General features: G+C 66.4%; 21 protein-coding genes. 10 read left to right on the top strand and 11 right to left on the bottom strand.

Going from position 1 to position 24,348, the window contains the following annotated elements; genetic code table 11:
- Positions 1–37 precede the first annotated feature (37 nt).
- From pstC to phoR, 6 genes are read left to right on the top strand one after another with little or no spacing between them, the layout of a single operon-like run.
- Positions 38–1,036: a phosphate ABC transporter permease subunit PstC gene (pstC, locus tag GEV01_RS20070; RefSeq protein WP_152807592.1), complete on the top strand. Its 999-nt coding sequence runs from the start codon at positions 38–40 to the stop codon at positions 1,034–1,036.
- Positions 1,036–1,893, top strand: a complete 858-nt coding sequence (pstA, locus tag GEV01_RS20065) for a phosphate ABC transporter permease PstA (protein ID WP_152807323.1) — start codon at positions 1,036–1,038, stop codon at positions 1,891–1,893. Before pstC ends, pstA begins: the two co-directional genes overlap by 1 nt.
- Before the next feature lie 25 nt (positions 1,894–1,918).
- Complete coding sequence (pstB, locus tag GEV01_RS20060) at positions 1,919–2,719, top strand: phosphate ABC transporter ATP-binding protein PstB (protein WP_008447305.1); 801 nt, start codon at positions 1,919–1,921, stop codon at positions 2,717–2,719.
- 38 nt (positions 2,720–2,757) lie between these two features.
- Positions 2,758–3,471, top strand: coding sequence for a phosphate signaling complex protein PhoU (gene phoU, locus GEV01_RS20055; RefSeq protein ID WP_008447308.1), 714 nt, complete (start codon positions 2,758–2,760; stop codon positions 3,469–3,471).
- A 20-nt stretch (positions 3,472–3,491) separates the two neighbouring features.
- Positions 3,492–4,181: a response regulator gene (locus GEV01_RS20050; RefSeq protein WP_008447310.1), complete on the top strand. Its 690-nt coding sequence runs from the start codon at positions 3,492–3,494 to the stop codon at positions 4,179–4,181.
- The gene (gene phoR, locus GEV01_RS20045) at positions 4,181–5,494 is read left to right on the top strand and encodes a phosphate regulon sensor histidine kinase PhoR (protein ID WP_152807322.1); all 1,314 of its coding nucleotides are present in this window, start codon (positions 4,181–4,183) and stop codon (positions 5,492–5,494) included. Before GEV01_RS20050 ends, phoR begins: the two co-directional genes overlap by 1 nt.
- Here the strand turns inward: phoR and GEV01_RS20040 are convergent.
- From GEV01_RS20040 to GEV01_RS20030, 3 genes are all read right to left on the bottom strand, one after another.
- Positions 5,491–5,979, bottom strand: coding sequence for a hypothetical protein (locus GEV01_RS20040; protein WP_235914457.1), 489 nt, complete (start codon positions 5,977–5,979; stop codon positions 5,491–5,493). The genes phoR and GEV01_RS20040 overlap by 4 nt on opposite strands.
- Positions 5,980–6,151: 172 nt before the next feature.
- Positions 6,152–7,009, bottom strand: a complete 858-nt coding sequence (locus GEV01_RS20035) for a CPBP family intramembrane glutamic endopeptidase (RefSeq protein ID WP_152807321.1) — start codon at positions 7,007–7,009, stop codon at positions 6,152–6,154.
- A gap of 70 nt (positions 7,010–7,079) precedes the next feature.
- The gene (locus GEV01_RS20030) at positions 7,080–7,889 is read right to left on the bottom strand and encodes a MipA/OmpV family protein (protein ID WP_152807320.1); all 810 of its coding nucleotides are present in this window, start codon (positions 7,887–7,889) and stop codon (positions 7,080–7,082) included.
- A 176-nt stretch (positions 7,890–8,065) separates the two neighbouring features.
- On the opposite strand from GEV01_RS20030, the gene GEV01_RS20025 reads away from it, so the two are divergent.
- Positions 8,066–8,734: a glutathione S-transferase family protein gene (locus GEV01_RS20025; protein ID WP_152807319.1), complete on the top strand. Its 669-nt coding sequence runs from the start codon at positions 8,066–8,068 to the stop codon at positions 8,732–8,734.
- On the opposite strand, the gene GEV01_RS20020 is transcribed toward GEV01_RS20025, so the two are convergent.
- Positions 8,731–9,264, bottom strand: a complete 534-nt coding sequence (locus tag GEV01_RS20020) for a phasin family protein (protein WP_152807318.1) — start codon at positions 9,262–9,264, stop codon at positions 8,731–8,733. The genes GEV01_RS20025 and GEV01_RS20020 overlap by 4 nt on opposite strands.
- A gap of 270 nt (positions 9,265–9,534) precedes the next feature.
- Between GEV01_RS20020 and GEV01_RS20015 the strand changes: the two genes are divergently transcribed.
- Complete coding sequence (locus GEV01_RS20015) at positions 9,535–11,340, top strand: FAD-dependent oxidoreductase (protein WP_235914456.1); 1,806 nt, start codon at positions 9,535–9,537, stop codon at positions 11,338–11,340.
- 21 nt (positions 11,341–11,361) lie between these two features.
- On the opposite strand, the gene GEV01_RS20010 is transcribed toward GEV01_RS20015, so the two are convergent.
- A complete protein-coding gene (locus GEV01_RS20010; RefSeq protein WP_235914455.1) occupies positions 11,362–12,678 on the bottom strand; it encodes a M24 family metallopeptidase in 1,317 nt (438 codons plus the stop codon).
- Positions 12,679–12,792: 114 nt separating this feature from the next.
- Here GEV01_RS20010 and GEV01_RS20005 point away from each other — a divergent pair, with 114 nt between their 5' ends.
- Positions 12,793–13,566: an alpha/beta fold hydrolase gene (locus tag GEV01_RS20005; protein WP_152807316.1), complete on the top strand. Its 774-nt coding sequence runs from the start codon at positions 12,793–12,795 to the stop codon at positions 13,564–13,566.
- A gap of 16 nt (positions 13,567–13,582) precedes the next feature.
- On the opposite strand, the gene GEV01_RS20000 is transcribed toward GEV01_RS20005, so the two are convergent.
- Genes GEV01_RS20000 through GEV01_RS19975 form a run of 6 tightly spaced genes read right to left on the bottom strand, consistent with a single transcriptional unit; the run spans position 13,583 to position 20,749 of the window.
- A complete protein-coding gene (locus GEV01_RS20000) occupies positions 13,583–15,373 on the bottom strand; it encodes an MFS transporter (RefSeq protein WP_152807315.1) in 1,791 nt (596 codons plus the stop codon).
- Positions 15,374–15,384: 11 nt separating this feature from the next.
- Positions 15,385–16,494: an N-acetylglucosamine-6-phosphate deacetylase gene (gene nagA, locus GEV01_RS19995; protein WP_328595566.1), complete on the bottom strand. Its 1,110-nt coding sequence runs from the start codon at positions 16,492–16,494 to the stop codon at positions 15,385–15,387.
- Positions 16,495–16,496: 2 nt separating this feature from the next.
- Positions 16,497–17,264 (bottom strand): DeoR family transcriptional regulator, encoded by a 768-nt coding sequence (locus GEV01_RS19990; RefSeq protein ID WP_152807314.1) that lies wholly within the window; start codon positions 17,262–17,264, stop codon positions 16,497–16,499.
- Between the two features lie 33 nt (positions 17,265–17,297).
- A complete protein-coding gene (locus GEV01_RS19985; RefSeq protein WP_217428449.1) occupies positions 17,298–18,674 on the bottom strand; it encodes a D-tagatose-bisphosphate aldolase, class II, non-catalytic subunit in 1,377 nt (458 codons plus the stop codon).
- Between the two features lie 4 nt (positions 18,675–18,678).
- Complete coding sequence (locus tag GEV01_RS19980) at positions 18,679–19,626, bottom strand: ROK family protein (RefSeq protein ID WP_152807313.1); 948 nt, start codon at positions 19,624–19,626, stop codon at positions 18,679–18,681.
- On the bottom strand, positions 19,613–20,749 hold the full coding sequence (locus GEV01_RS19975; protein WP_152807312.1) for an SIS domain-containing protein: 1,137 nt from the start codon (positions 20,747–20,749) through the stop codon (positions 19,613–19,615). The genes GEV01_RS19980 and GEV01_RS19975 overlap by 14 nt, the downstream gene beginning before the upstream one ends.
- Before the next feature lie 272 nt (positions 20,750–21,021).
- On the opposite strand from GEV01_RS19975, the gene GEV01_RS19970 reads away from it, so the two are divergent.
- The gene (locus GEV01_RS19970) at positions 21,022–24,315 is read left to right on the top strand and encodes a TIM-barrel domain-containing protein (RefSeq protein WP_152807311.1); all 3,294 of its coding nucleotides are present in this window, start codon (positions 21,022–21,024) and stop codon (positions 24,313–24,315) included.
- Positions 24,316–24,348: the final 33 nt, after the last annotated feature.

Genomic DNA, 24,348 nt, shown 5'->3' with positions numbered 1-24,348 from the left:
TATCACTTCCACGCCACTGAACAAACCGGAGCCGGCCATGAACACCGCCACCGCCGCCTTGACGGCCGCCGAGCACGCAGCCACCCAGGCCATGCACCGCACCATGCGCAACCAGCGCATCCAGGACTTCTTCTTTCACAAGACCACGATGTTGTTCGCACTGTCCGTGCTGGCGGTGCTGCTGGGGATCATCATCTCGCTGATGGTGGGCGCCTGGCCGGCCTTCAAGGAATTCGGCCCGGCCTTCATCACCACCGTCGAGTGGGATCCGGTCAACGACAAGTACGGCGCGCTGATCGCCATCGTCGGCACCCTGGCCACCTCCGGCATCGCGCTGCTGATCGCCTTCCCGGTCAGCTTCGGCATCGCCCTGTTCCTGACCGAGATCTGCCCGGCCGGCCTGCGCCGTCCGCTGGGCACGGCCGTTGAGCTGCTGGCCGGCGTGCCGTCCATCATCTACGGCATGTGGGGCTTGTTCGTGTTCGCGCCGCTGTTCGGCGACTACGTGCAGCCCTTCCTGAAAAACACCATCGGCCATCTGCCCATCATCGGCCAGTTCTTCAGCGGCCCGACCATGGGCATCGGCATCCTGACCGCCGCGCTGATCCTGGCGGTGATGATCATCCCCTTCATCTCCTCGGTGATGCGCGACGTGTTCGAGATCGTGCCGGCGGTGCTGAAGGAATCGGCTTACGGCCTGGGCTGCACCCGCTGGGAAGTGGTGCGCAAGATCGTGCTGCCTTACACCAAGACCGGCGTGGTCGGCGGCGTCATGCTGGGCCTGGGCCGCGCGCTGGGCGAGACCATGGCCGTGACCTTCGTCATCGGCAACGCCAACAAGCTGTCGTGGTCGCTGTTCGCTGCCGGTAACTCGATCGCCTCGACGCTGGCCAACGAGTTCGCCGAAGCCGACACGCCGCTGCACACCTCGTCGCTGTTTGCACTGGCGCTGATCCTGTTCGTGATTACCTTTATCGTTCTGTCCGCCGCCAAGCTGATGCTGGCTGGCATGTCCCGCAAGGAAGGCGTCAAATAATGAATCAAGCTATCAACCCGGTCTACCGCAAACGGCTGCTGACGCACCGCATCGGCATCGCGCTGTCCGTGGCCGCGATGTCGGTCGGCCTGCTGGTGCTGGCGTGGATCCTGATCACGCTGGCCGTCAAGGGCTTCGGCGCGCTCAGCGTTCACATGTTCACCCAGACCACGCCGGCCCCAGGCAGCGAAGGCGGCGGCCTGGCCAACGCCATCGTCGGTTCGCTGATGATCGTCGGCCTGGCTACCGTGATCAGCACGCCGATCGGCATCCTGGCCGGCATCTACCTGGCCGAGTACGGCGAAGAGAACAAGGTCGCCGCCGTCACCCGCTTCGTCACCGACATCATGCTGTCGGCGCCGTCGATCGTGATCGGCATGTTCGTCTGGGCCATGTACGTGGCGACCGCCAAGCACTATTCCGGTTACGCCGGTTCGGTGGCGCTGGCGCTGATCGCGGTGCCGGTGGTGGTGCGCACCACCGACAATATGCTGCGCCTTGTGCCGAACAGCCTGCTGGAAGCGGCGTTCGCGCTGGGCGCCCCGCGCTGGAAAGTGGCGATGATGGTGCGCCTGCGCGCCGTCAAGGCCGGCGTGATCACCGGCGTGCTGCTGGCCGTGGCCCGCATCTCGGGCGAGACCGCGCCGCTGCTGTTCACCGCACTGAACAACCAATTCTTCAGCGCCGACATGAATGCGCCGATGGCCAATCTGCCGGTGGTGATCTACGGCTTCGCCATGAGCCCTTACGACAACTGGCGCGAGCTGGCCTGGGGCGGCGCGCTGCTGGTGACGTTCAGCGTGTTGGCACTCAACATCCTGTCGCGCACCGTGTTCAGCCAAAAAGCACCGAATTAAACTCATCCTGATAAAGCGATCAATAATGAATACGCAACTGAGCCAAGAGAACGTGGTAGCCATGAACGGCAAACGCAAGACCATCGAGATTTCGGGTCTGAATTTTTTCTACGGTAAGACCCAGAGCCTGACCAACGTCAACCTGGACATCCACGAAAAGCAAGTGACGGCCTTCATCGGCCCGTCCGGCTGCGGCAAGTCGACGCTGCTGCGTACCCTGAACCGCATGTACGATCTGTACCCGGGCCAGCGCGCCGAAGGTTCGATCATGTACCGCGGCCGTAACATCCTGGAAGAAGGCCAGGACGTCAACATGCTGCGCGCCAAGGTCGGCATGGTGTTCCAGAAGCCGACCCCGTTCCCGATGTCGATCTACGACAATATCGCTTTCGGCGTGCGCCTGTATGAAGACCTGTCGAAAGGCGAGATGGACGAGCGCGTTGAATGGGCGCTGAAGAAGGCCGCGCTGTGGGGCGAAGTCAAGGACAAGCTGACCAAGAGCGGTCTGTCGCTGTCGGGCGGCCAGCAGCAGCGCCTGTGCATCGCGCGCGGCGTGGCGGTGAAGCCGGACGTGCTGCTGCTCGACGAGCCGACGTCGGCGCTGGATCCGATCTCGACCTCGAAAGTGGAAGAGCTGATCAGCGAACTGAAGCAGGATTACACCATCGCCATCGTCACCCACAATATGCAGCAGGCGGCGCGCTGCTCCGACTACACCGCCTATATGTACCTGGGCGAGCTGGTGGAGTTCGGCGAGACCGACCAGATCTTCATGAACCCGGCGCGCAAAGAGACGCAGGACTACATCACCGGTCGCTTCGGCTGATCGCACCTATAATAGCAAATCGACTACGGAGCCTTAGCATGATCGGTGAACACTCATCCAAGCAGTACGACAACGAACTGGAAGCCATACGCAGCAAGGTGCTGCTGATGGGCGGCATCGTCGAGACCCAATTCCTCGACGCCATGACCTGCTTCCGCATCGGCAATCCCGAGCGCGCCGACCGCGTGATGCGCGAGGACGACGCCGTCAACCAGCTGGAAGTATCGCTGGACGACGCCTGCAGCCACCTGATCGTGCGCCGCCAGCCGGCCGCCAACGATCTGCGCACCATCATGGCGACCATCAAGGTCATCACCGACCTGGAGCGCATCGGCGACGAAGCGACCAAGATCGCCCGCACCGCCAAGGCGCTGCATGCGCGCGGCGCGGTGACCGTCAACCACTACGAGATGGTGCGCGGCATCGCCAACAACACCAGCGACATGCTGCACGATGCGCTGGACGCGTTCGCCCGCAACGACGGCAAGCAAGCCTTGCAGCTGATCGCCCAGGACGCGGTGATCGACCATGAATTCCGTTCGATCATGCGCAATCTGATCACCTTCATGATGGAAGATCCGCGTACAATTTCGGCCGCGCTGGACACCCTGTGGGTGGCCAAGGCGATCGAGCGCATCGGCGACCACGCCAAGAACATCGCCGAATACGTCATCTACGTCGTCGAAGGCAAGGACATCCGCCACACCAAGACCGCACCGATACCGGACGACGTGCCCGCGCAAGCTGAGTAAAAGAAATAACAAGAGAAATAATGGCATCCGATAAAACTACCGTACTGATCGTCGAAGACGAGCCCGCCATCGTTGAGCTGGTGACGTTCTCGCTGCGCGAGGCGGGCTGGAACTGCTGCGCCGTGCAGAGCTGCGCCGAGGCCTGGGACTTCATCCAGACCAAGACGCCGCAACTGATATTGCTGGACTGGATGCTGCCCGACCAGACCGGCCTGCGCCTGCTGGCGCGCATCCGTTCCGACCGCCAGTTCAATGAAATCCCGGTCATCATGCTGACCGCCAAGAGCATGGAAGAAGACAAGCTGGCGGGCCTGAACAGCGGCGCCGACGACTATGTCACCAAGCCGTTCTCGCCGCGCGAGCTGCTGGCGCGCGCCAAGGCGCTGTTGCGCCGCAAGAGCCCGGAGCATGCGCAAGCGACCATGCGCGCGGCCAATGTGATGCTGGACCCGGTCAGCTGCACGGTGCTGATGGACGAGCAAAAGATCGATATCGGCCACGCCGAGTACAAGCTGCTGAAGTTCCTGCTGGCCCATCCGGAGCGGGTGTTCTCGCGCAGCCAGTTGCTCGACAAGGTGTGGGGCGACCATGTGGTGATCGAGGAGCGTACCGTCGATGTCCACGTGCTGCGTCTGCGCAAGGCGTTGAAAGAGGCCGAGCATCTGATCAAGACTGTGCGTAGCGTGGGCTACATGCTGTCGGAGAAATAATGAATCCCAAACTGGTGTTCTGGGTGCCGGCCGCGCTGCGCACCGCCGTGATCCTGGCGGGCTGCACGGCCCTGGGCTGGATGTTCGGCTGGTTGAACGGCCTGGTGCTGGCGCTGATCGCCATGATGGTGCTGGTGTTTGTGCAGCTGTCGTATCTTTACCAGTTGAGCAACTGGATGGATGATCCGCAGAGCGCCAAGCTGCCCGATGGCTGGGGCGCCTGGACCAATATCTTCTCGCGCCTGTACCGCATGCGGCGCGACGATGAGAAGAACCAGACCGAGCTGACCGAGTGGCTGGCGCGCTTCCGCCAGGCCATGCATCTGCTGCCGGACGGCGTGGTCATCATGGATGACGTGCTGTTCCTGGAGTGGTGCAATCCGGCTGCGGAGAAGCATCTGGGTTTGACGCATGAACGCGACAAGGGCATGCGCGTGACCAATCTGGTGCGCAGTCCGGATTTCATGGACTACATCATTCTCGGCCGCTATGAGCAGCCGCTGACGATCAGCTTCCGCGAGCGCAAGCTGATTGTGCATATCATTCCGTTTGAAAACCGCCGGCAGATCCTGGTGACGCACGATGCCACCGAGACCGAGCGCATCGAGGAGATGCGGCGCGACTTTATCGCCAATGCGTCGCACGAGTTGCGCACGCCGTTGACGGTGATCGTGGGCTTCCTGGAGATCGCTGCGTCGGAGGGGCTGGATGCGGCGACGCGCTCGGCTCACCTGAAGCTGATGACGGAGCAGGGCCACCGCATGCAGCATCTGATCGAGGATATGCTGACCTTGTCGCGGCTGGAGTCGGTCGATTATCCGATGCGGCCGGAGCAGGTCGATGTGCCCAAGCTGATGGAGCAGGTGTTGCGCGATGCGCGGGCGCTGTCGGCCGGCAAGCATGAGATCACGATGGCGGTCAACGGGCCGGACATCATGGGCAGTTATGAAGAGCTGCACAGCGCGTTCGGCAATCTGGCGTCCAACGCGGTGCGCTACACGCCGGCTGGCGGCAAGATCCATCTGGTGTGGAAGGAGTATGAGGGCGGCGTGAAGTTCCTGGTGGAGGATACCGGGATCGGCATCAGCCCCGAGCACATCTCGCGCTTGACCGAGCGCTTCTACCGGGTCGACAAGAGTCGTTCGCGCGAGACGCAGGGTACGGGGCTGGGCTTGGCGATCGTCAAGCACGTGCTGCTGCGCCATGGTTCTACGCTGCAGATCAAGTCGGAGGCGGGCAAGGGCAGTAGCTTCATCGTCTGCCTGCCGAAGACCGCCATCGTTCAGCAGCAGCCGGAGTTGTTGCTGAACTAGTAGGCGACGTCTTCCAGCCGGTAGCGGAACTTTCTCCGCTCCGGCAATTCCCAGCCGGGTGCGCTGTCGGTGTTACGCGGTGGTGTGGCAGCTGACGGTGGGGCAGGCAGGGCGGCCGGCATCGGCGCGGTAGCAACAGGCGCGGGCGTCGATGCCGCTGGCGCCTTCGAGGCGGCGGCCAATTCGTCGCGCAGCCTGCACGCGATTTTGAAGGTCTTGTCGCCTTCAACGCGCGCGTAGTTGTTTTCGCCGTGGCTCCACGACTTCAGGATGGTGCCTTCGGGTAGAAACAGCGTTTTCCATTGATATCCGTGCAGGCCCTCGGGGTCTGCGCCGGGCGCGAATCTGGCTGGGTCTTCCAGCCAGCATTCGATGGCCTTGGTCATGGCTTCCGAAATGTCTTGCGAGCCGCCACGACGGTGCGGCTTTTCGATCAGCTTGAGCAGGGTGTCGGTAGGCAGCTGCACGATCATTGTGGTATTCATCCGATTTTCTCCCCTATTTTCTTCTGCTTTCCCCAAGTTAGACCGGGAGTCGGGGAGATAGTTCATTCGATGGAAAAATAGGGGAAAGCAGGGGGGGAAATAGGGCTTTTACCACAAGGAGTGGGACGGGGTACCCCATATACATACTCCCCGCCCGATTGCGATCTCAGCGCTATGGGTAGGTGAAGAAGATGAAGTGCACGGCGTTGAGCGTGATGTGGATCAGGATGGGCGCTTCGATGCTTTGGGTGCGCTGGTAAGCGTAGGCGTAGCCCAGTCCCGCGATGGCGGCGAGCCCGGCGTACAGTGGGCCGCCGGCCAGATGCGCGGCGCCGAACAGCAGCGCGGAGCAGGCCACCGCCACCCACGATCCATAGCGCCATCCGCCCATCGCCGATGCCAGCCGCGCCTGCACGAAGCCGCGGAAGAACGCCTCCTCGGCGACCACGGTGAAAAACAAATTCACGGCGAGGAACTGCAGCGTGACATCCGGCAGCTTGAAAGCCGGGTGCACGAAGCTGGCGCCGGTAGCCAAGGCCATCACCACTCCCACTGTCACCAGCAGCACAGGCCAGGTCTTGCGCAGCACGCCGCCCAGCTCGGCAAATGACGCCGTACGCCGGCAGATCAAAGCCAACAAAATCAGGCCCACCGCGCCCTTGTCGAAACTCGCATACTGGGTAAACGGTTTGGCGCCTTCCGAAAATACAGCACCGGCAATCACCACGGGATTGCTAAACCCTGGCAGTTTATGAATAGCCAGCGCAAACGCCAGCACCAGCGTGAGCACGCCGGCTACTACCCGCAGATATTTTTGAGATGCCGCAGTGGTCAGCCAGGCCGCGCCGCCGAACACGGCCAGCGCGACGTAGGCCGGCGCGTGCAGCACCCCGGCCAGGCCGCCGCACAGCAGCGCCACGGCAAACCAGATTTGCCAGGGGGCGAGCGGTAACAGCGGCGAAGGTTTAATCCAGACAGCGCCCACGGACAGGGCGAGTGCAATGAAGGTCAGCAGTGTGAGGGTGGGCATTATTGAAGGAAATCGCTAAGTTGAATTTCCTTCAATAGTATCACTCCAGCCAGTCGATCAAAACAGCCGATCAGAACTTGTAGGCCACGCCCGTCATCAGCACCGGCGAGGTTGTGCGCTTGGTCAGCGGGCTGTCGGCGGCGTCGCCGGTCAGGTGCGAGACGCCCAGCGCGGTGTGCACCGACCAGTTCTTGTCCAGTACGTGATTCCAGTTGACGCCGGCCGTGAAGTTGGTGAAGCCGCCCTTGGTGGTGAAGGTCCTGTAGCCGGAGGTGGCGCTTTGCGCGGCGGTCACGCCGAAGTAGGTTTGCATATGCTTCTTGTCGGCGTATTCGGTCGACACGCTCAGGCCGACCTGGTCGCTGGCGGTGGTGTACAGCTGCGTCGACGCGCCCAGCGTGTAAGTGGCGCCGTGCTCGCGGTGCGCCAGGTTTTGCGTGGTGCCCAGGCTCAGGCCGACGGTGCCCAGCTGGTAGCTCGCGCCCAGCACGGCCTGCGCCGCGCCCTGGATGTCGCCCATGCCTTTGAGCGAGTCGGAACCGTCGAAGATGTTGCGCTTGTGGTCGGCGCGGGCGCCGCCGTAGCTCAGCGCCGCGCTCAGGTTCACGCCGCTGACGTTGGCCTGGTAGCCGATGCCGCGCATGGTGCTGAGGAAGATGCCGTTGTCGTAGGTGCGTTCGAGATAGGGCACCGGCACCACCCGGCTCTTCTTGGCGCCGGTGTATTCCGGCACGTAGGCCAGGCCTGCGCCCAGCGTCAGGCTGTCGCCGGCGGCTGGCGCGGTTTTCGGATTCGATGACGGCAGGTCGAGGGCGTCGGCATAGCTGTTGGCGCTGATGGCGCAAAGCGAGGCGATGGCAAGGGTGATGGCAAGGCGCATGGAATATCCTGTGAGGTGGTGGTTCGGTGGTCCGCCGGCGCGTGATTGGAGGTAGCCCGGCGTATGACGGAGCGAAGTGTCTCAACAATTGCGCAGCGCCGCTATCGGCTTGTCTGAAGTATCATCTGCTGAATTCTTTGGTACCGCATCGCGGTGCCTGACCTTCGGAGCCGACCATGTCCCTGACCCTGTATTACCACCCGCTGGCCTCGTTCTGCCACAAAGTGCTGATCGCGCTGTACGAGAACGGCACGGCCTTCGACAAGCGCCTGATCAACCTGGGCGAGGAGGGCGACCGCGCCGAGCTGGAGGCGATCTGGCCGCTGTGCAAGTTCCCGGTGCTGCGCGACCACGAGCGCGGCCGCGACGTGCCGGAGACGTCCATCATCATCGAATACCTGGACCGCCATTTCCCCGGCCCGCAGTTGATGATACCGGCCGACTGGGATGCGGCGCTGGACGTGCGCCTGTGGGACCGCTTCTTCGACCACTATGTGCAGGAGCCGGTGCAGACCATCGTCGGCGCGCACCTGAGCGGCCTGCAGTGCGACCGGACCAAGGAGCGCACCAAGCTCAAGACGGCGTACAAGATGATCGAGAAGCGCATGGCGGCGCGCAGCTGGATGTGCGGCGAGGCGTTCAGCCTGGCCGATTGCGCGGCGGCGCCGGCGTTGTTCTACGCCGCCACGCTGTTGCCGTTCCCGGAGGAATACCATCATCTCGGCAGTTACTTCGAGCGCCTGGTGAGCCGGCCGTCCGTCAAGCGGGTGCTGGACGAGGCGCAACCATATTTCTCGATGTATCCGTTCTTTGACGATATCCCGGAACGCTTCCTGGCAGCCTAGTTCTTGTTGCCTTCGCCGTCGGCGCTCTGCATCGAGGCCGGCTGCTCCATCGAACGGTTTTGCGTCGCCACGGCGGCGAACTGGTGGGCCTGGTCGAGGATTTCCTTGCCCGCAGCCTTATGCAAACGCAGTTGCTGGTCGGCCTGGGCGGCGGCTTTCTGCGTGACGGCTTCGGCCAGCTCGGTGGCGGTGCGCGCCGCCTGCGGCGCATGCTGCTGCACCACCTGGTTGATGCTGGTCTGGAACTCGGTGGCGACCTGGTTGAGCTGCTGCTGCCAAGCTTGCAGCTTGTGCGCCACTTGCTCGATCGACGGCGTGTCGGCCGGCGCGCGTTCGGTGGCCGGGGTCAGCAGCGCGGTGCGCAGGGCTTCGGTGGAATCCTGAAGCCAGTCACGGCTGAACTGCAAGTTCACTTCGGACAGCTTGCGTACCGATTGCAGCGTGGCGACGGTCAGGTCGCTGAAGTAGTCGATCCGGGCTTCCACGTGATTTTTTGCTGCTGGCGAAATGGTTTCCACAAACGAATTCATAGACTTCTCCTGGTTGGTGGTGGGGCCAAGGTGAGCATGGTTTGACTGGCGTTCTGGCCGGACGCCGCTGCCCTTATCTTGGCAGGTGCTGGCGGTTTTCGCCACCCTGGAGCCGGGCGGCATCATTCGTTTAATCTGGTCAATACATTCTCCGCTTCGCCACGCGCTTGTCCGTCTCGCCACATAGCGATGGACCGGCGCCGGGCCGCTGCACTAAGGTGTCGATGTGACTTCACATCTGAGAGCGAGCCCATGAAAAGAAGAAGTTTGTTGAAGGCCGCCACCGCCTTGCCGGCGCTGGCATTGTGCCCATCGCTGGCCTGGAGCACCGCCGGCGCGCTGGTGCGCCGCGTGCGTCCGGGCGACGCCGGCTGGCCGTCGGCCGCCGCCTGGCAGCAATTGCAGCAGCGCGTCGAGGGACGCCTGCTCAAGCTGGACGCGCCGTTCGCCGCCTGCGCCGCCAGCGTAGACACAACCGCCAGCGCCCCGGCCTGCGGCGCCGCGCTGGCCACCCTGAAAAACACCTTCGCCATCGGCGACCAGCCGGCGCTGACGCAGACCAGCGGCTGGCTGGACGCCTGGTCCTCGCAGCCGAGCGCCTACGCGGTGGTGGCGCGCACCACGGCCGATGTGGTGGCGGCGGTCAACTTCGCCCGCGAGCATCATCTGCGGCTGGTGGTCAAAGGCGGCGGCCACAGCTACCAGGGCACGTCGGACGCGGCCGATTCGCTGCTGGTGTGGACGCGCCAGATGAACGCGGCCATCTTGCAGGACGCCTTCGTCGCGCAGGGCAGCGGCGCCGCGCCGCAGCCGGCCGTGACGCTGGGCGCGGGCGCGATGTGGATCGACGCCTACGACGCCGTCACCACGCGCGGCGGCCGCTACGTGCAGGGCGGCGGCTGCACCACGGTCGGCGTCGCGGGGCTGGTGCAGAGCGGCGGCTTCAGCAACTTCTCCAAGGCTTACGGCACGGCCGCCGCCGGCCTGCTGGAAGCCGAAGTCGTCACCGCCGACGGCCAGGTGCGCATCGCCAACGCGAGCAGCAACCCCGAGCTGTTCTGGGCGCTCAAGGGCGGAGGCGGCGGCAGCGTCGGCGTGGTCACGCGGCTGACGCTGCGCACGCGGGAGCTGCCCGAACATTTCGGCGCCGTGTTCTTCAGCGTCAAGGCGGCGTCGGACCAGGCCTACCGCGCACTGATCGCGCAGACGATGGCCTTCTATGCCGGCGCGCTGTTCAAGCCGCAGTGGGGCGAGCAGATCGGCTTCAACACCGACAATAAGATGGACGTGTCCATGGTGTTCCAGGGCTTGAACCAGCAGCAGGCCGAGGAAGCGTGGGCGCCGTTCCTGGCGTGGCTGCGCGAGCGGCCCGAGTACACGTTGGACAAACCGTTCCGCGCGCTGGCGCTGCCGGCGCGGCAGTTCTGGAACGTGGCCTTCTTCAAGCAGCACGCGCCGGGCTTCATGGTGGCCGACGAACGCCCAGGCGCCCCCGCGCACCACGGCGTGTGGAAGGGCGATGCGGCGGAGGCGGGATGGTTCATCCACGGCTACCAGTCGGCGTGGCTGCCGGCGTCGCTGCTGTCCGCCGACGGGCAGGCGCAGTTGGTCGAGGCGCTGTTCCGCAGCACGCGGCACTGGCGCGTCGGCCTGCACTTCAACAAGGGACTGGCCGGCGCCCCGGCCGCCGACATCGCCGCCGCGCGCGACACGGCGATGAATCCCGATGTGCTGGACGCCTTCGCGCTGGCCATCATCGCCGGCGGCGACGGCGCGCGCTATCCGGGCATGCCGGAGGCGAAGCAGGACGCGGTGGCGCAGGTGCTGCGCGGCCGCGAACGCGCTGCATCGATCGGCCGGGCGATGGGGGAGTTGCGCAAGGCCGCGCCGAAGGCCGGCTCCTACGTGTCGGAGAGCGATTACTTCATCAAGGATTGGCAGCGCGCGTTCTGGGGAACCAACTACGAGCGGCTGGCGCGCGCCAAGCGGCAGTACGATCCGCACGGCCTGTTCTTCGTGCGCCACGGCGTCGGCAGCGAGGCCTGGAGCGAGGACGGCTTCACGCGCAAGGGCTGACGCCCATGCCGCCCGCGCCGCTCACGGCTCGATGTTGGGCGCGCGGCGCGGCACCAGATGCAGCTCCTTCTGGCGGCCGCCGATGTAGCGCACGCCGGCCTGGTCGAAGTAGGCATCCTCCTCCAGCATGATGCGCAGCGGCGCCGCGTAGCCCGGCAGCGTGGTCGCCGCATTGAGCTCGATCGAATACGCGGTGCGGTAGCGCAGCGCTTCGTCGCCGCTGCCCGGCACGCCGTCCTGCATGTCCCACATGCCGATGGCCGGTCCGGCCGCGTGGCCGTGGTAGCCGATGGGGTGGGTGTAGATGGTCGGATTGAGGCCCTCGGCGCGGGCCTGCGCCAGCGCCGCCGCCAGCACCTGGTTGCCGGTGCGGCCCTGGCGGAACTGCGCCGTCAAAATATCCTGCACGCGGTTGGCGCGGGCGAAGGCCTGCACCAGCGCGGGCGGCGCGGCGCTCTCGCCGGGCTTGAGCACATAGGCGTGCTGCTGCACGTCGGTGTTCAGGCGCAGGTAGGTGATGCCGATGTCCACGTGCAGCAGGTCGCCGGGCACGATCACGTCGGTGTCGGCCAGCGCCGCGCTCTGGCTCGGGCGCTGGATCTCCACCGACGGATGGAACCAGGTGTCGTAGCCCAGGTCGCGGATCTTCTGGCGGAACCACCACACCACGTCTGCGCTGGTGGTGATGCCCGGCGTGATGACGCGCTCGGAAAAGCCCTCGGCGATGATCTTGTGCGTGGCGTCGATCAGCTGCGGATAGATCTGCATCTCGTGCGTGGTGCGGGTCTCCAGCCAGCGCACCGCCAGCGGCTCGGCCGACACCACGCGGGCGCGGTACTCGGCCGGCAGCGCGGCCAGCAGCTCGGTGTAGTCGGTGTGGGCGATGCCGTCGGCGTGGCCGAAGTGGCGCGAGGTGTCGAGCGCGATCTTGTTCGGCTTGCGCTGCGCGATCAGCGCCACCAGCGCCTGCCACTGGTCGGGGAACTTCTGCATGTCCCAGGCCGCCGCGATGCTTTTGCCGACGCTGTAGCGCGCCACCGCCAGCCGGTCCACACGGCCGCTGGCCGGGTCGCGGTAGAACAGCAGCACGGTGCGGCGGCGGGCGTTGAGCCACTCGGCCGGCAGCATGGTCTTGAGCACCGGATCCTCGTTGTACTCGCGCGCGACCACGATCCACATGTCGATGCCGGTCTGCTCCATCATGTCCGGCAGCAGCGTATCGAAGCGTTCGGCCAGCAGCTGGTTGACCACCGCCGCCTGCTCGCGCAGCGGCAGCACCTGGGCCGGGACCGACGCGGCGGCCAGCGCGAAAGACATCGCAAGGAGATATTTTTTCATGCGGCCATGGTGGCCCAGAGTTCCCGTCGAAGTCAATCAACTAGCTGCATGCTTGTTAAAAAAGCACTGTTGCGTTACGCTGGCGCCACGACCACCATCACACGAGGAGAGGACATGGCATCGATTTTCTATCTGCACGGCGGCCCGGGCCTGACCGTCGCCATTGAAAGCACGCGTTTCCCGCAGGCGGAGCAGGTGCAGTGGTGGCAGCAGCCGCCGGCCGCGCCGTGCGCGCAGCGGCCCTACCTGGATTTGCTGGAGGCGGCGCTGGCCGAGTTCCGCCGCAGCGCGCAGGCGCACGGTGCGCCGTTGACGGTGATGGCCAGCTCCTTCGGCGCGCACCTGGCGACCTACATCGCCAACCACGCGCCGGAGGCGGTGGCGCGCGTGGTGCTGCTGGCGCCGACCTACAATCCGGAGAAGGCCGCGCTGCGGCTGGCGCGGCATGCGCTGGCCGTCAATGCCGGCCACGCCGATGCGCCGAAAGTGGCGGCCGCGCTGGCCGCCTACGACGAGGCGCCGGGCAGGGCGCGGTTCTGGGAAGTGTTCGGCGTGCTGCAGCTGCTGCCGGATGTGCCGTCGCTGTATTTCGGCCCGGACGCCGGCGATGCGCCGCGCCATTTCCTCGACGTGCTTCATCAGCCTGGCGCCTTCGATGGTCCGAGTTCGGTGGCGATCTCGGACGATTTCGCCGCCAGCTTCCAGGCGCCGGGGCGCAGCGCGTTCAACGGTCCGGTGTCGGTGGTGTTCGGCCGTCATGACCCGATGATCGATGCGGAGCATGACGGCGCGTTGTGGCGCGCGGTGTACCCGCAGGCCGTCTTCCGCACTATCGACAGCGGCCACTTCCCGCTGCTCGAAAGTTCGGTAGAGGCCTGCCTGGCTTAGCGCTCCCGGGCTGCCGTCAGCGCGAGAAGTGCGCGTCGATTTCTTCCAGCGTCTTGCCCTTGGTCTCGGGCAGAAGGAAGGTGGCGGTCAGGAAGTACAGCAGCGCGCAGCCGGCGCCGTAGAAGAACAGCGTGGCGTAACCATACTGGCCCACCGTCGGCAGGAACACGGCGGCGATCACCGTCGAGACGAACTGGTTGATCAGCAGCGCCACGCTCATGCCGTTGGAGCGGATACGGTTGGGCATCAGCTCCGACAGCGCCAGCCACACGCACACGCCCGGGCCGACGGCGAAACTGGCGACGAACAAGCAGATCGCCAGCGCCACCTGCCAACCGTGCGTGGCCGGCGGCACCGCCGACAGGTGGGCCTGTTCGATGCGCAGCGGCGCGCTCGCGCCTTCGGCCGGATCGGCGAAGGGATTCAAGTGCAGGCGGCGGAAGAAGGCGCCGATCACACTGTCCGCCTGCACCGTGTCCTCGCGCGCCAGGCGCAGCTCCGGCAGCGCCGGATCGTCGCTGCGGCGGCTCTGCACATTGGTGAAGGGGCCGTAGGAATAAGCCAGCGACAGCTGCATCGGCGCGCCTTCGCCGGACGTACCGCCCAGCGCCTGCAGCGTGGCCGGATCGAGGCGCAGCACCAGGCTGTCGCCCTGCGCGCGCGCCTGCAGCATGGCGCTGATGTCGGCCTGTTCGCCTTCGACGCTGCGGAACAGCAGGCCCGCCGCCAGCAGCGCCACCACGATGCCGCCGGTGCCGAGCATCATCAGGAACTTGCGGCCCTTGCGGTCCACCAGCACCACCGCCACCACCGTCATCACCGCGTTGAGCACCTTGAGCGCCACGTCGGCCATGTTGGCGGTGGCGCCGGGCAGACCGGCTTGATTGAGGATCGTCACCACATAGGCGAGGATGGAATTGATGCCGGTCGCCTGCGTCAGCGCCAGCACCAGGCAGGCCAGCAGGAAGGGCAGCACATAGCGGCGGCTCAGCAGACGGTCGCCTGCGCCGGCGTTGGCCGTCGCTGCCGGCGACAGCGCCAGTTCGATGTCGCGCAGCTCCGCCTCCGCCTCGGCGGCAGGGCGGGTGCGCAGCAGCGCGGCGCGTGCCTGGGCCGTGCGGCCCTTGCGCGCCAGCCAGCGCGGCGATTCGGACAGCAGCAGGCCGCCCAGCGTGAATACCAGGCCAGGCACCAGGCAGACCCAGAAGATGCTGCGCCACGCATGGTCCTTGGCCGCGAACACGGCGGCCGCGCGCTGGGCTTCGGCCAGGCTTTGCGCCGCCGCCGTCGCGGCATCCACTGTCTGCGCCTGGAACAGGCCAATCAGCGCCGCCGCCACCAGGCCGATGGTCAGCAGCAGCTGGAACAGCGCCGCGCCGCGCCCGCGATGGCGCGCGTGCAGGCACTCGGCCAGATACAGCGGCACCACCACGCCGATCAAGCCGCCGCTGATGCCTTGCAGCAGACGGCCCAGCATCAGCGGCAGGTAGCCGTCGGCCAGTGCGATCAACGGTATGCTCAGCGTGAACAGCGCGCCGGCCAGCACCATCGCCGCGCGGCGGCCGACCAGGTCGGCCAGCGCACCGGCGAACAGCGACGACAGCACGGAGCCCAGCAATACAGCCGCCACGATGAAGCCCAACTGCTGCGCCGTCAGCTTCCACGCCACCGACGCCGTCGACTCCAGATAGGGCAGGGCGCCGGCGATGATGCCGACATCGATCCCGTACAGCAGGCCTCCCATGCCGGCAATGAACAGCAGGAAGCCCATGGCGCGATTGGGGGCGGTTGACAGGGTGGCTTGCATCGAAACTCCGGCTAGTGGGTGGAAAGATCGATGGCTTCGCCTTCAACGAAGACGGCCACCGGCTGCAGATCGGCGTTCAGGACTACGATGTCGGCCCAGGCGCCGGGCACCAGGCGGCCGCGCTCGGACTCGCCGATGTAGTCGGCGGGGTAGAGCGACAAGCGGTTGGAAGCGTCGGCCAGGTCCAGCCCGAGGCCGACGAAATTGCGCAGCGCCTGGTCCATGGTCAGCACCGAGCCGGCCAGCGAACCGGTGGCCAGCCGCACGCAGCCCAGGCATTTGTAGACGCGCTGGCTGCCCAGGCCATACTCGCCGTCCGGCATGCCGGTGGCGGAGGTGGCGTCGGTCACGCCGTACAGGCGCGGGATGGCGCGCAGCGCGGCGCGGATCGCGCCTTCATGCACATGCTGAAGGTCGGGGATGATCTCGGCGTATTCGGCGTGCGCCAGCGCGGCGCCGGCGATGCCCGGATGGCGGTGGTTGAGCGCCGTCATGCCGTTGAACAGATGGGTGAAGCCGGCCGCGCCGGCGTTCAGCGCGGCCACGCCGTCTTCGTAGCTGCCGTTGCTGTGGCCCAGCTGCACGCGGATGCCCATCTCCTTCAGCATCGGGATCAGCGCCAGGTGGCCATCCACTTCGGTGGCCAGCGTCAGCGCGCGGATGGGCGCCAGATCGTGATAGCTGCGCACCAGCTCCAGGCTGGCCACGGCCACCGCGTCGGGCGGTTGCGCGCCGAGCCGGTGGATGCTGAGGAAGGGACCTTCCAGGTGCACGCCCAGCATGCGCGCGCCGCCGGCCGGGCGCTCGGCGATCACGCCGGCCAGGCCCTTGAGCGCGCGGCGTATCGAATTGTCGGTGGCCGTCATGGTGGTGCCCAGCATGGCCGTGGTGCCGTGGCGCGCGTGGCTGCGCGCCACCGTGGCGCCAGCGTCGCCGCCCTGCATGATGTCGGCGCCGGCGGCGCCGTGCACGTGCAGGTCGATGAAACCGGGCAGGATGGTCAGGCCGCTGTTGTTGCCGGCGCCCGCTTGCGGGTCCGCCTCGATGCTTTGGATGCGCTGGTCGAAGGCGATGCTGCCCGTGATCCAGCCTTGTGGGGTAAGGATTCTGCCGCTTAACACTGTTATTCCGCTATCAGGAGTTCGATGCCGGCTTCCAGCAGGCCATCGCGGTATTCCGCGCTGATGCTGGCGTCGGTAATGACGGTGTGGACGCGGTCCAGCTGCACGATGCGGTGCAGACTGACGCGCCCGAATTTGGAGGCGTCCGCGAGGACGATGATTTTCTTGGCCCGCTCCACCATCTTGTGGTTCAGGCTCGCTTCCGCCTCGTGGTGGGTGGTGACGCCGAACTGCAGGTCGAAGCCGTCGACGCCGAGGAACAGCTTGTCGAAGCTGTAGGCTTGCAGACAGGCCTCGGCCTGCGTGCCCTGGATGGACAGCGACTGCTTGCGCAGCAGGCCGCCCGTCAGGATCAGGTCGACGCCGGGCGCGTCGGCCAGCTCCCAGGCGATGTTCAGGCCATTGGTCATCACCGTCACGTTCTGCGCGTCGCGCAGATGGCGGGCCAGCGAGATGGTGGTGGTGCCGGAATCGATGATGATGTTATCGCCCGGCTGCACCATGCGCGCGGCCCAGGCGCCGATGCGCTCCTTCTGCTCGTGGTTCAGCGCATCCTTCTGCGGTATGGTCTGTTCCGGCGGCGGCATGCGCGTCAGCGTGGCGCCGCCGTGGCTGCGGGTGGCCAGTCCCTGCGACTCCAGCGCACTGAGGTCGCTGCGGATGGTGACGGCCGAAACGCCCAACTGGTCCACCAGCGCGGCCACCTGGACCGAGCCGTGCTGGGTAAGCGCCTGCAAGATGGAGGCGCGGCGTTGACTGGTATTTCGCATTGTTGTGGTGTCGATTCTACAAAAACGTCGAGCTTAACAGATCGCGGCCGCGCTGCCAGCCGCCGTTGCCACATCAGCCTTTGCATTGAGCTGCCCGTTGAGCGCCGCATTGCGGTTGCAGGCACGCGCATATTGCGCGAGCACGCGGCCGATTTTGTGCTCCAGCAGCGCGTCGGCGTTGGTGGCCAGGCGGCCTTGCAGCACCTCCAGATACTGCTCCGGCAGGTGTTGGCTCAGCAGCGACAACGGGATAGTCAGCGCATCGAGGTTGGCGCACAGGCGTTCCACGGCGGCCGTTACACCTGGCTCGCCCCAGTAGTAGCGGCAACGGTCGCTCAGGCCATAGCGGCGCAGCAGGCGCTGTTCGGCGCTGCTGCCGGGGTAGTGCTTGGCCCAGTGCTTGGGCTGCGCCAGCATGGTCTCGTCCAGCACCTGCATCAGGCGCGAGGCCTGGCCGGCCGGCACCAGTTCTTCTTCGATGCAGCACAGCGCCTGCAAGGCTTCGCGCAGCGCGAAGGTGGCGGCCGGGCCGACCTTGAGGATGGCGAAGTGGTCGCGCACCATGTCGTGCAGCGCCGATTCGCGCTGGTAGTCGGTGGAGTGGGCTTCGAACACCAGGCCGGGCTGGCCGGCCACGAAGGCCGACAGTGCCGTGGCCTGGGCCGCGTCGTAGTGCTGGATCTGGCTATGGTCGAAATCGACGCCCGGCTGCACCACCATCGCGATCACGCGGCGCCATGCGCTGTGCAGCTCCATCGCGAAGAAGGCCAGGCGGTGCACGTCCAGCGTGCGCGCGGCGGCCTTGGGCGAGGTGACGGCGCCGGCCTGCGCCAGATTGGCTTCGCCGCCGGGGATAGGGACTTCGGTGCCGATCACGTACACCGGCGGCGGCAGGCCTGCCTGCTCGGCCGCCTTTTCCGCCACCGCGCACAGGCGCGCGGAACGGGCCGCGATGGTTTCGTCGCTCAGGATCTGCGGATCGTCGGCGCAGCGCATGCTGCAATCGAGGTGGATCTTGTGGAAGCCCGCCGCCGCGTAGGCCGCGATCAGCGTCTCCGCGTGCTGCATGGCGGTGGCCGCGTCCAGGCCCTGCCAGGCGTTGGGGCCGAGGTGGTCGCCGCCCAGCACCAGCCGCTCCAGCGGGAACTGTTCGCTCTTGGCCAGGTTGTGCACATAGTCGCGGAAGGCCGCCGGCGTCATGCCGGTGTAGCCGCCGAACTGGTCGACCTGGTTGGAGGTCGCCTCCACCAGCAGCACCGTGTCGTAGTCGGCCGCCACGCGCATCGCCGCGCGCAGCACGCTCGGATGGCTGCAGCACACGCTGTACAGGCCTGCCGGTTCGCCGCGACGGTGGGCGGCGATGATTTGCTGGACGGGGGACAGTGGTGGGGACAGGTCGGTAGTTTTCATGGGCTTAGCGGATGGTCAGTTGTTGACGGGCGAGCAGGGCGGCGCCGCGCGCGCCGCCGGCGTCGCCGAATTTCGGCGGCAGGATGGGCGGCACGCGCACGCCGGGGAACAGGTGGCGGCGGGTGGCCGCAGGCAGCTGCTCGTACAGGTGGGGCAGCTGCGACAGGCCGCCGCCCAGCACGATGGCGTGCGGGTCCAGCGTCAGCACCAGCGTGGCCAGCGCGTGGCCCAGCAGGTCGACGTGCAGCGCCATGGTCCTGGCGGCATCGGCCGAGCCGGCGCGCGCCTGCGCGACGATGGCGGCAGGCGTCAGGTCGCCGCCGCCGGCGTGGAGGTGCAACTGCGTCATGCCGGGGCCGGACACATAGCGCTCCAGGCAGCCGCGCCGTCCGCACGGGCAGCCGATCACCGGCAGATCGTATTGCGCCAGCAGCGCCGCCGGCAAAGGCCAGTGGCCCCATTCGCCGGCCACGCCGTTGGCGCCGCGCAGCAGCAGGCCGTCGACGCAATAGCCGCCGCCGGCGCCGGTGCCGATGATGGCGCCGAACATCGACGGCTGACCGTCCGCCGCGCCGCCTTGCGCTTCCGACAGCGCGAAGCACTGGCAGTCGTTGCCGACGGCGACAGGGCGTTCCAGCGCCTCCTTCAGCGAGGCCACCACCGCGCGGCCGTTCAGCGCCGGCACGTTGGAGCTGAGCTGGCGGCCGGTGACGCTGTCGATCACGCCAGGCAGGCCGATGCCGACCGGCGCCTGCAAGCCCAGGGCCTTGTCGGCGCGGCCCACCAGGCCTTGGATCGCCAGCAGGAACTCGGCGAAATCGGTGCCCGGCGTGGCGATGCGTTCGCGGTGGGCTTCCTTCAGTTCATGGCCATCCTCGGCAAACGCCACCAGCTCGATCTTGCTGCCGCCGATGTCGATGCCGTGATAGCCGCGTGGTTCAGAATTCGTCATGGCGATAAATGGTGACGCCCTGGACGACCCGGTTGACGGTGCCGCCGGCGAATGGATTGTCGGGACGCAGTTGCAGCAGCGCCGACTGGTGCAGCGCGTACTGCTGCGCCATCAGCAGCCACAAAGGCGCCAGCCACGCGTCCGGCCAGGCCGGGGCGTCGATGGTGATGTCGGCGCCTGCGCCCACGGTCAGGCAGCGGCCCGCGACCTGGTCGCGTTGCAGTTCGAGGAGCAGGTCGTGCTCATAGCGGCGCGACAGCGGATCGGCGCTGCGGAACAGCACCACCAGCGTCTCGGCGTTCAGCGCGGCCTTGGGGCCGTGGCGGAAACCGAGCGCGCTGTTGGCCATCGCCAGCACGCTGCCGGCGGTCAGTTCGAGGATCTTCAGCGCCGCTTCTTTTGCCAGCGCTTCCAGCGGACCGCTGCCCAGGTAGACCACGCGCGACACGCGCTGCGCGGCCAGTTCGGCCACCGGCGCCTGCCAGTCGGCCAGCGCGCGTTCGCCCAGTGCGGCCAGGGTGTCCAGGCGTTCCGGCTGGAAGTCGGGATCGAGCACGCACAACGCGGCCAGCAACATGCAGGTGAAGCTGCTGGTCATGGCGAAGCCGCGGTCGCAGCTGGCGGCCGGCATCATCAGGTTGAAGGTCTGCTCGTCGCCCGCGCCTTGCACGGCCAGCTCGCCGTCGGCGTTGCAGGTGATGTTGAGGAAGCGCGCGCTCGGCACCAGGTCGCGCACCAGCTGTACCGCCGCCGTGCTTTCCGGGCTGTTGCCGCTGCGGGCGAAGGACACCACCAGCGTCGGCGCGCTGCGCTCAAGGTACAGGGCAGGGTGGGTCAGCAGGCTGGTGGTCGACAGCGCGCGCACCTGGCAGGGCCAGGCGGCGTTGATTTCGTCGGCGATGATTTCGCCGACATAGGCTGAGCTGCCGGCGCCGGTGAGGATCACGCGCTGCTGCGGATTGCTCAGGGTGTCGCCGAGGAAGGCGGCGATGCGGCTTTTTTCGGCGGCGAGATGCGTCGCCAGTTCGCGCCACAGGGCGGGCTGGTGGGCGATTTCTTCGGCGGTATCGAGGCCGCCGATATCGCGCCAGGCTTGGGGGGCACGCTGGAGTAGGTTGGTCATCGAAAGAATTTGTCTGGTTAAGTCAGGGAAAGAATAAGGTTTAATTTTCGAAATGTCAAATTCGAAAGTAAAAAGAAAGTTAGTTCGCCGCGCCGCAGACCGCATCTGTACCACTTTCGCCACGTAAACGAAAGTTTGTTATTCGATCAACTATCAATACGAAAGATTTTGCAAGCTATTTGAAATATTTTCCTTTGTTTTTGTTGACCGCGTTTGTTTTTATTCCTAGAGTAATTGCATCACAACGCATTTTCTTTCGAAATAAGCAAACTATGAAACAGATTCCGGCACTTGCAGCCGCCTTGCTCTCCATCGCCAGCGCACCGCTGCTGGCCGCGCCGATCGGCAACCTGCGCACCGTCACCGCCGGCCCCGGCCAGCAGTGGGATTTGGTCACGGACACCGGCGCCCATATACAGCTTAGCCTTCCGCGCGCCGATGTGCTGCATATTTGGGCCGGTCCCAAATCCGGCCTTACCGGCGCCGGCGACAAGGCCGCGCCCATCGTCGTCGCCACGCCGGCCGCCACGGTCGAGCATAGCGTCAGCGAGCAGGCCGACCATATCCTGATCCGCACGCCGGCACTGAGCCTGCGCATCGACCGCAAGCCGCTGCGTTTCAGCCTGTTCCGCGCAGGCGACGCCCAGCCGCTGTGGCGCGAGATCCAGCCGCTGGAACTGGGCGACAAACAAACCGTGCAGACGCTGAGCAGCGACAAGGCCGAACGCTTCTTCGGCGGGGGCCAGCAGAACGGCCGCTATGAATTCAAGGGCCGGCAGATGCAGGTGTCGTACTCCGGCGGCTGGGAAGAGGGTGACCGCCCGAGCCCCGCGCCATTCCTCATGAGCTCACGCGGCTGGGGCGTGCTGCGCAACACCTGGTCCGACGGCAGCTACGATCTGCGCCAGAGCGACCAGATCTCGCTGGAGCATGACGAGGCCCGCTTCGACGCCTACTACTTCGTCGGCAAGGACGTGCGCGATGTGCTGGCCCGCTACACCGAGTGGACCGGCCGCGCGCGCATGCTGCCGCGCTGGGCGCTGGAATACGGCGACGCCGATTGCTACAACGACGGCGACAACGTCAAGAAGCCGGGCACCGTGCCCAAAGGCTGGACCGACGGCCCGACCGGCAAGACGCCGGACGTGATCGAGAGCGTGGCCCGCCAGTACCGCGAACACGACATGCCGGGCGGCTGGATACTGCCGAACGACGGCTACGGCTGCGGCTATTCGGCGCTGCCGGAGACGGTGCAGGGCCTGGCGAAGTACGGCTTCCGCACCGGCCTGTGGACCGAGAACGGCGTCGAGAAAATGGCGTGGGAAGTCGGCACCGCCGGCACCCGCGTGCAGAAGCTGGACGTGGCCTGGACCGGCAAGGGCTATCAATTCTCGCTGGACGCCAACAAGTCGGCCTACGACGGCATCCTGAACAACTCCGACGGCCGTCCGTTCATCTGGACCGTGATGGGCTGGGCCGGCACGCAGCGCTACGCCGTCACCTGGACCGGCGACCAAAGCGCCAGCTGGGACTACATCCGCTGGCACGTGCCGACGCTGATCGGCTCCGGCCTGTCTGGCCAGGCCTATGCCACCGGCGACGTCGACGCCATCTTTGGCGGCAGCCCGGAGACCTACACCCGCGATCTGCAGTGGAAGAGTTTTACGCCGGTGCTGATGGGGATGTCCGGCTGGGCCGCGGCCGAGCGCAAGCACCCGTGGTGGTTCGCCGACCCATACCGCAGCATCAACCGCCGCTACCTGAAACTGAAGATGCGCCTGACGCCGTATATGTACACGCTGATGCGCGAGGCCGAGCAAAGCGGCGCGCCGCTGGTGCGCGGCCTGATGTGGGATAACCCGGAAGATCCGGCCGCCTACACCGAAGCCTACAAATACCAGTACCTGCTGGGCCGCGACCTGCTGGTGGCGCCGGTGTACCGCAGCCAGGCCGTCAGCCAGGGCTGGCGCCGCGCCATCCACCTGCCGCAGGGCCAGTGGTTCGATTACTGGGACGGCCGCCAGGCCACGGCCGGCAAGGGCGGGCGCGATATCGACCTCGCCGTCACGCTGGACAAGCTGCCGGTGTTCGTGCGCGCCGGCGCCATTCTGCCGATGTACCCGGAGATGCTGTACGACGGCGAGAAGCCGAAGGACGTGCTGACGCTGGACCTGTATCCGCAAGGCGCCTCCGAGTTCACGCTGTATGAAGACGACGGCAACACCCGCAAATATCAGGACGGCGCCTTCAGCCAGCAACTGATCCGCATGAAGGCCGCAGCCGACGGCGTGCACGTCGACGTCGAACCGGTAGTGGGCAGCTACGCCGGCCAGCCGGCCCGCCGCGCCTACCAGCTGCGCGTGTTGAGCCGCCAGCGTCCAGCTGCTGTCAGCACCGCCAACGCCGTGCTGCCTCCGTTGGCCGACCGTGCAGCCTTCGACGCCGCCACCGCAGGCTGGTACTTCGACGCCGCCGAGCGTCTGGGCACGCTGCACGTCAAGACCGCCAGCCAGGACATCCGCCAGCCGCTGCGCTTCAACGTGCAGGCCACCGCGCAGACCGTCGCCGACGACGCTTTCCCGACGGCGCCGGTGCTGGGCCGCGCGATTCCGGCCGACGCCATGATGGTGATGAACCGTCCGGCCGAGGAAAATGGCCACCCGCTGGAAAACGCCTTCGACAACAACCCCACCACCTGGTTCCGCACCGCGCGCAGCCCGGCGGTGCAGGGCGGCCCGCATGAATGGGTGATCGGCTTCACCGAGCGCCGTCTGATCGACGGCATCGAACTCGCACCGCGCAACGACCAGCACTGGCAGCACGGCCAGATCCGCGACTACGAGATCTACATGGGCGACAACAACGGCGACTGGGGCCAGCCGATCAAGCGCGGGCAGCTGAAGCTTCAGCAGGGCGCGCAGACGATCAGCTTCCCGCCGGCCGCCGGCCGCCTGATGCGCTTCCGTGTACTGAGCACGCAGAACCCCGAGGGCGACGGCGCCTCCGCCACCGATCCGATGGTGACGGCCGCCGCCACCCCGGCCGCGCGCGCCTTCAACGCCGCCGTGCCGAGCGAAGTGCAGCCGATCACGCTGTCCGAATTCCACGTGATGGCCTACGAGCCGCCTGCCGGTGCGGAACTCCAGCAATACCTGTCCGACCTGGCCCTGCCGAAGAACGTCAGCCGCGACAAACCGGCGCAAGGCAAGGAGATGCGCATGAACGGTCTGTGGTTCCGCAAGGGCCTGGGTGTGGGCGCTACCAGCCGCGTCGACCTGCAACTGACCGGCAACTGGAACCTGCTGCGCGCCGACCTGGGTGTGGACGACAGCTGCCGCAGCGCGGGTGGCCTGCAGTTCCAGGTCTGGAGCGGCGAGCGCCTGTTGTACGACAGCGGCCTGATTAACGCGCCGGCCGTCGTCAAGCCGGAAATCGATGTGCGCGGACTGAGTCAACTCAGCCTGCGCACCCTGGGCGCGCGCGGCAGCAAGCCGGCCCAGGTCTGCGGCAACTGGGCCAACGCGGTCCTGCTGGGCACAGAGGGCAGCACCGTCAAGCCGCGCTAACCCCCATCCAACGTTTCACAAAAAAGAGCCCCT

The sequence above is a fragment of the Rugamonas rivuli genome (assembly GCF_009380165.1).
In the GTDB taxonomy this organism is placed as follows: Bacteria; Pseudomonadota; Gammaproteobacteria; order Burkholderiales; family Burkholderiaceae_D; genus Rugamonas; species Rugamonas rivuli.
Note: the sequence above shows the minus strand (reverse complement) of the source record. Positions and strands in the feature narration are given on the sequence as shown.

Coding starts and splice junctions, on each gene's coding strand:
- GEV01_RS19980 (WP_152807313.1), bottom strand. CDS start 19,626: ATGACGAATTCTGAACCACGCGGCTATCACGGCATCGACATCGGCGGC.
- phoU (WP_008447308.1), top strand. CDS start 2,758: ATGATCGGTGAACACTCATCCAAGCAGTACGACAACGAACTGGAAGCC.
- GEV01_RS20025 (WP_152807319.1), top strand. CDS start 8,066: ATGTCCCTGACCCTGTATTACCACCCGCTGGCCTCGTTCTGCCACAAA.
- GEV01_RS19975 (WP_152807312.1), bottom strand. CDS start 20,749: ATGACCAACCTACTCCAGCGTGCCCCCCAAGCCTGGCGCGATATCGGC.
- pstC (WP_152807592.1), top strand. CDS start 38: ATGAACACCGCCACCGCCGCCTTGACGGCCGCCGAGCACGCAGCCACC.
- GEV01_RS20035 (WP_152807321.1), bottom strand. CDS start 7,009: ATGCCCACCCTCACACTGCTGACCTTCATTGCACTCGCCCTGTCCGTG.
- GEV01_RS20005 (WP_152807316.1), top strand. CDS start 12,793: ATGGCATCGATTTTCTATCTGCACGGCGGCCCGGGCCTGACCGTCGCC.
- GEV01_RS20050 (WP_008447310.1), top strand. CDS start 3,492: ATGGCATCCGATAAAACTACCGTACTGATCGTCGAAGACGAGCCCGCC.
- GEV01_RS19990 (WP_152807314.1), bottom strand. CDS start 17,264: ATGCGAAATACCAGTCAACGCCGCGCCTCCATCTTGCAGGCGCTTACC.
- GEV01_RS20020 (WP_152807318.1), bottom strand. CDS start 9,264: ATGAATTCGTTTGTGGAAACCATTTCGCCAGCAGCAAAAAATCACGTG.
- GEV01_RS20040 (WP_235914457.1), bottom strand. CDS start 5,979: ATGAATACCACAATGATCGTGCAGCTGCCTACCGACACCCTGCTCAAG.
- GEV01_RS19970 (WP_152807311.1), top strand. CDS start 21,022: ATGAAACAGATTCCGGCACTTGCAGCCGCCTTGCTCTCCATCGCCAGC.
- phoR (WP_152807322.1), top strand. CDS start 4,181: ATGAATCCCAAACTGGTGTTCTGGGTGCCGGCCGCGCTGCGCACCGCC.
- pstA (WP_152807323.1), top strand. CDS start 1,036: ATGAATCAAGCTATCAACCCGGTCTACCGCAAACGGCTGCTGACGCAC.
- GEV01_RS20030 (WP_152807320.1), bottom strand. CDS start 7,889: ATGCGCCTTGCCATCACCCTTGCCATCGCCTCGCTTTGCGCCATCAGC.
- pstB (WP_008447305.1), top strand. CDS start 1,919: ATGAATACGCAACTGAGCCAAGAGAACGTGGTAGCCATGAACGGCAAA.
- GEV01_RS20010 (WP_235914455.1), bottom strand. CDS start 12,678: ATGAAAAAATATCTCCTTGCGATGTCTTTCGCGCTGGCCGCCGCGTCG.
- GEV01_RS20000 (WP_152807315.1), bottom strand. CDS start 15,373: ATGCAAGCCACCCTGTCAACCGCCCCCAATCGCGCCATGGGCTTCCTG.
- GEV01_RS19985 (WP_217428449.1), bottom strand. CDS start 18,674: ATGAAAACTACCGACCTGTCCCCACCACTGTCCCCCGTCCAGCAAATC.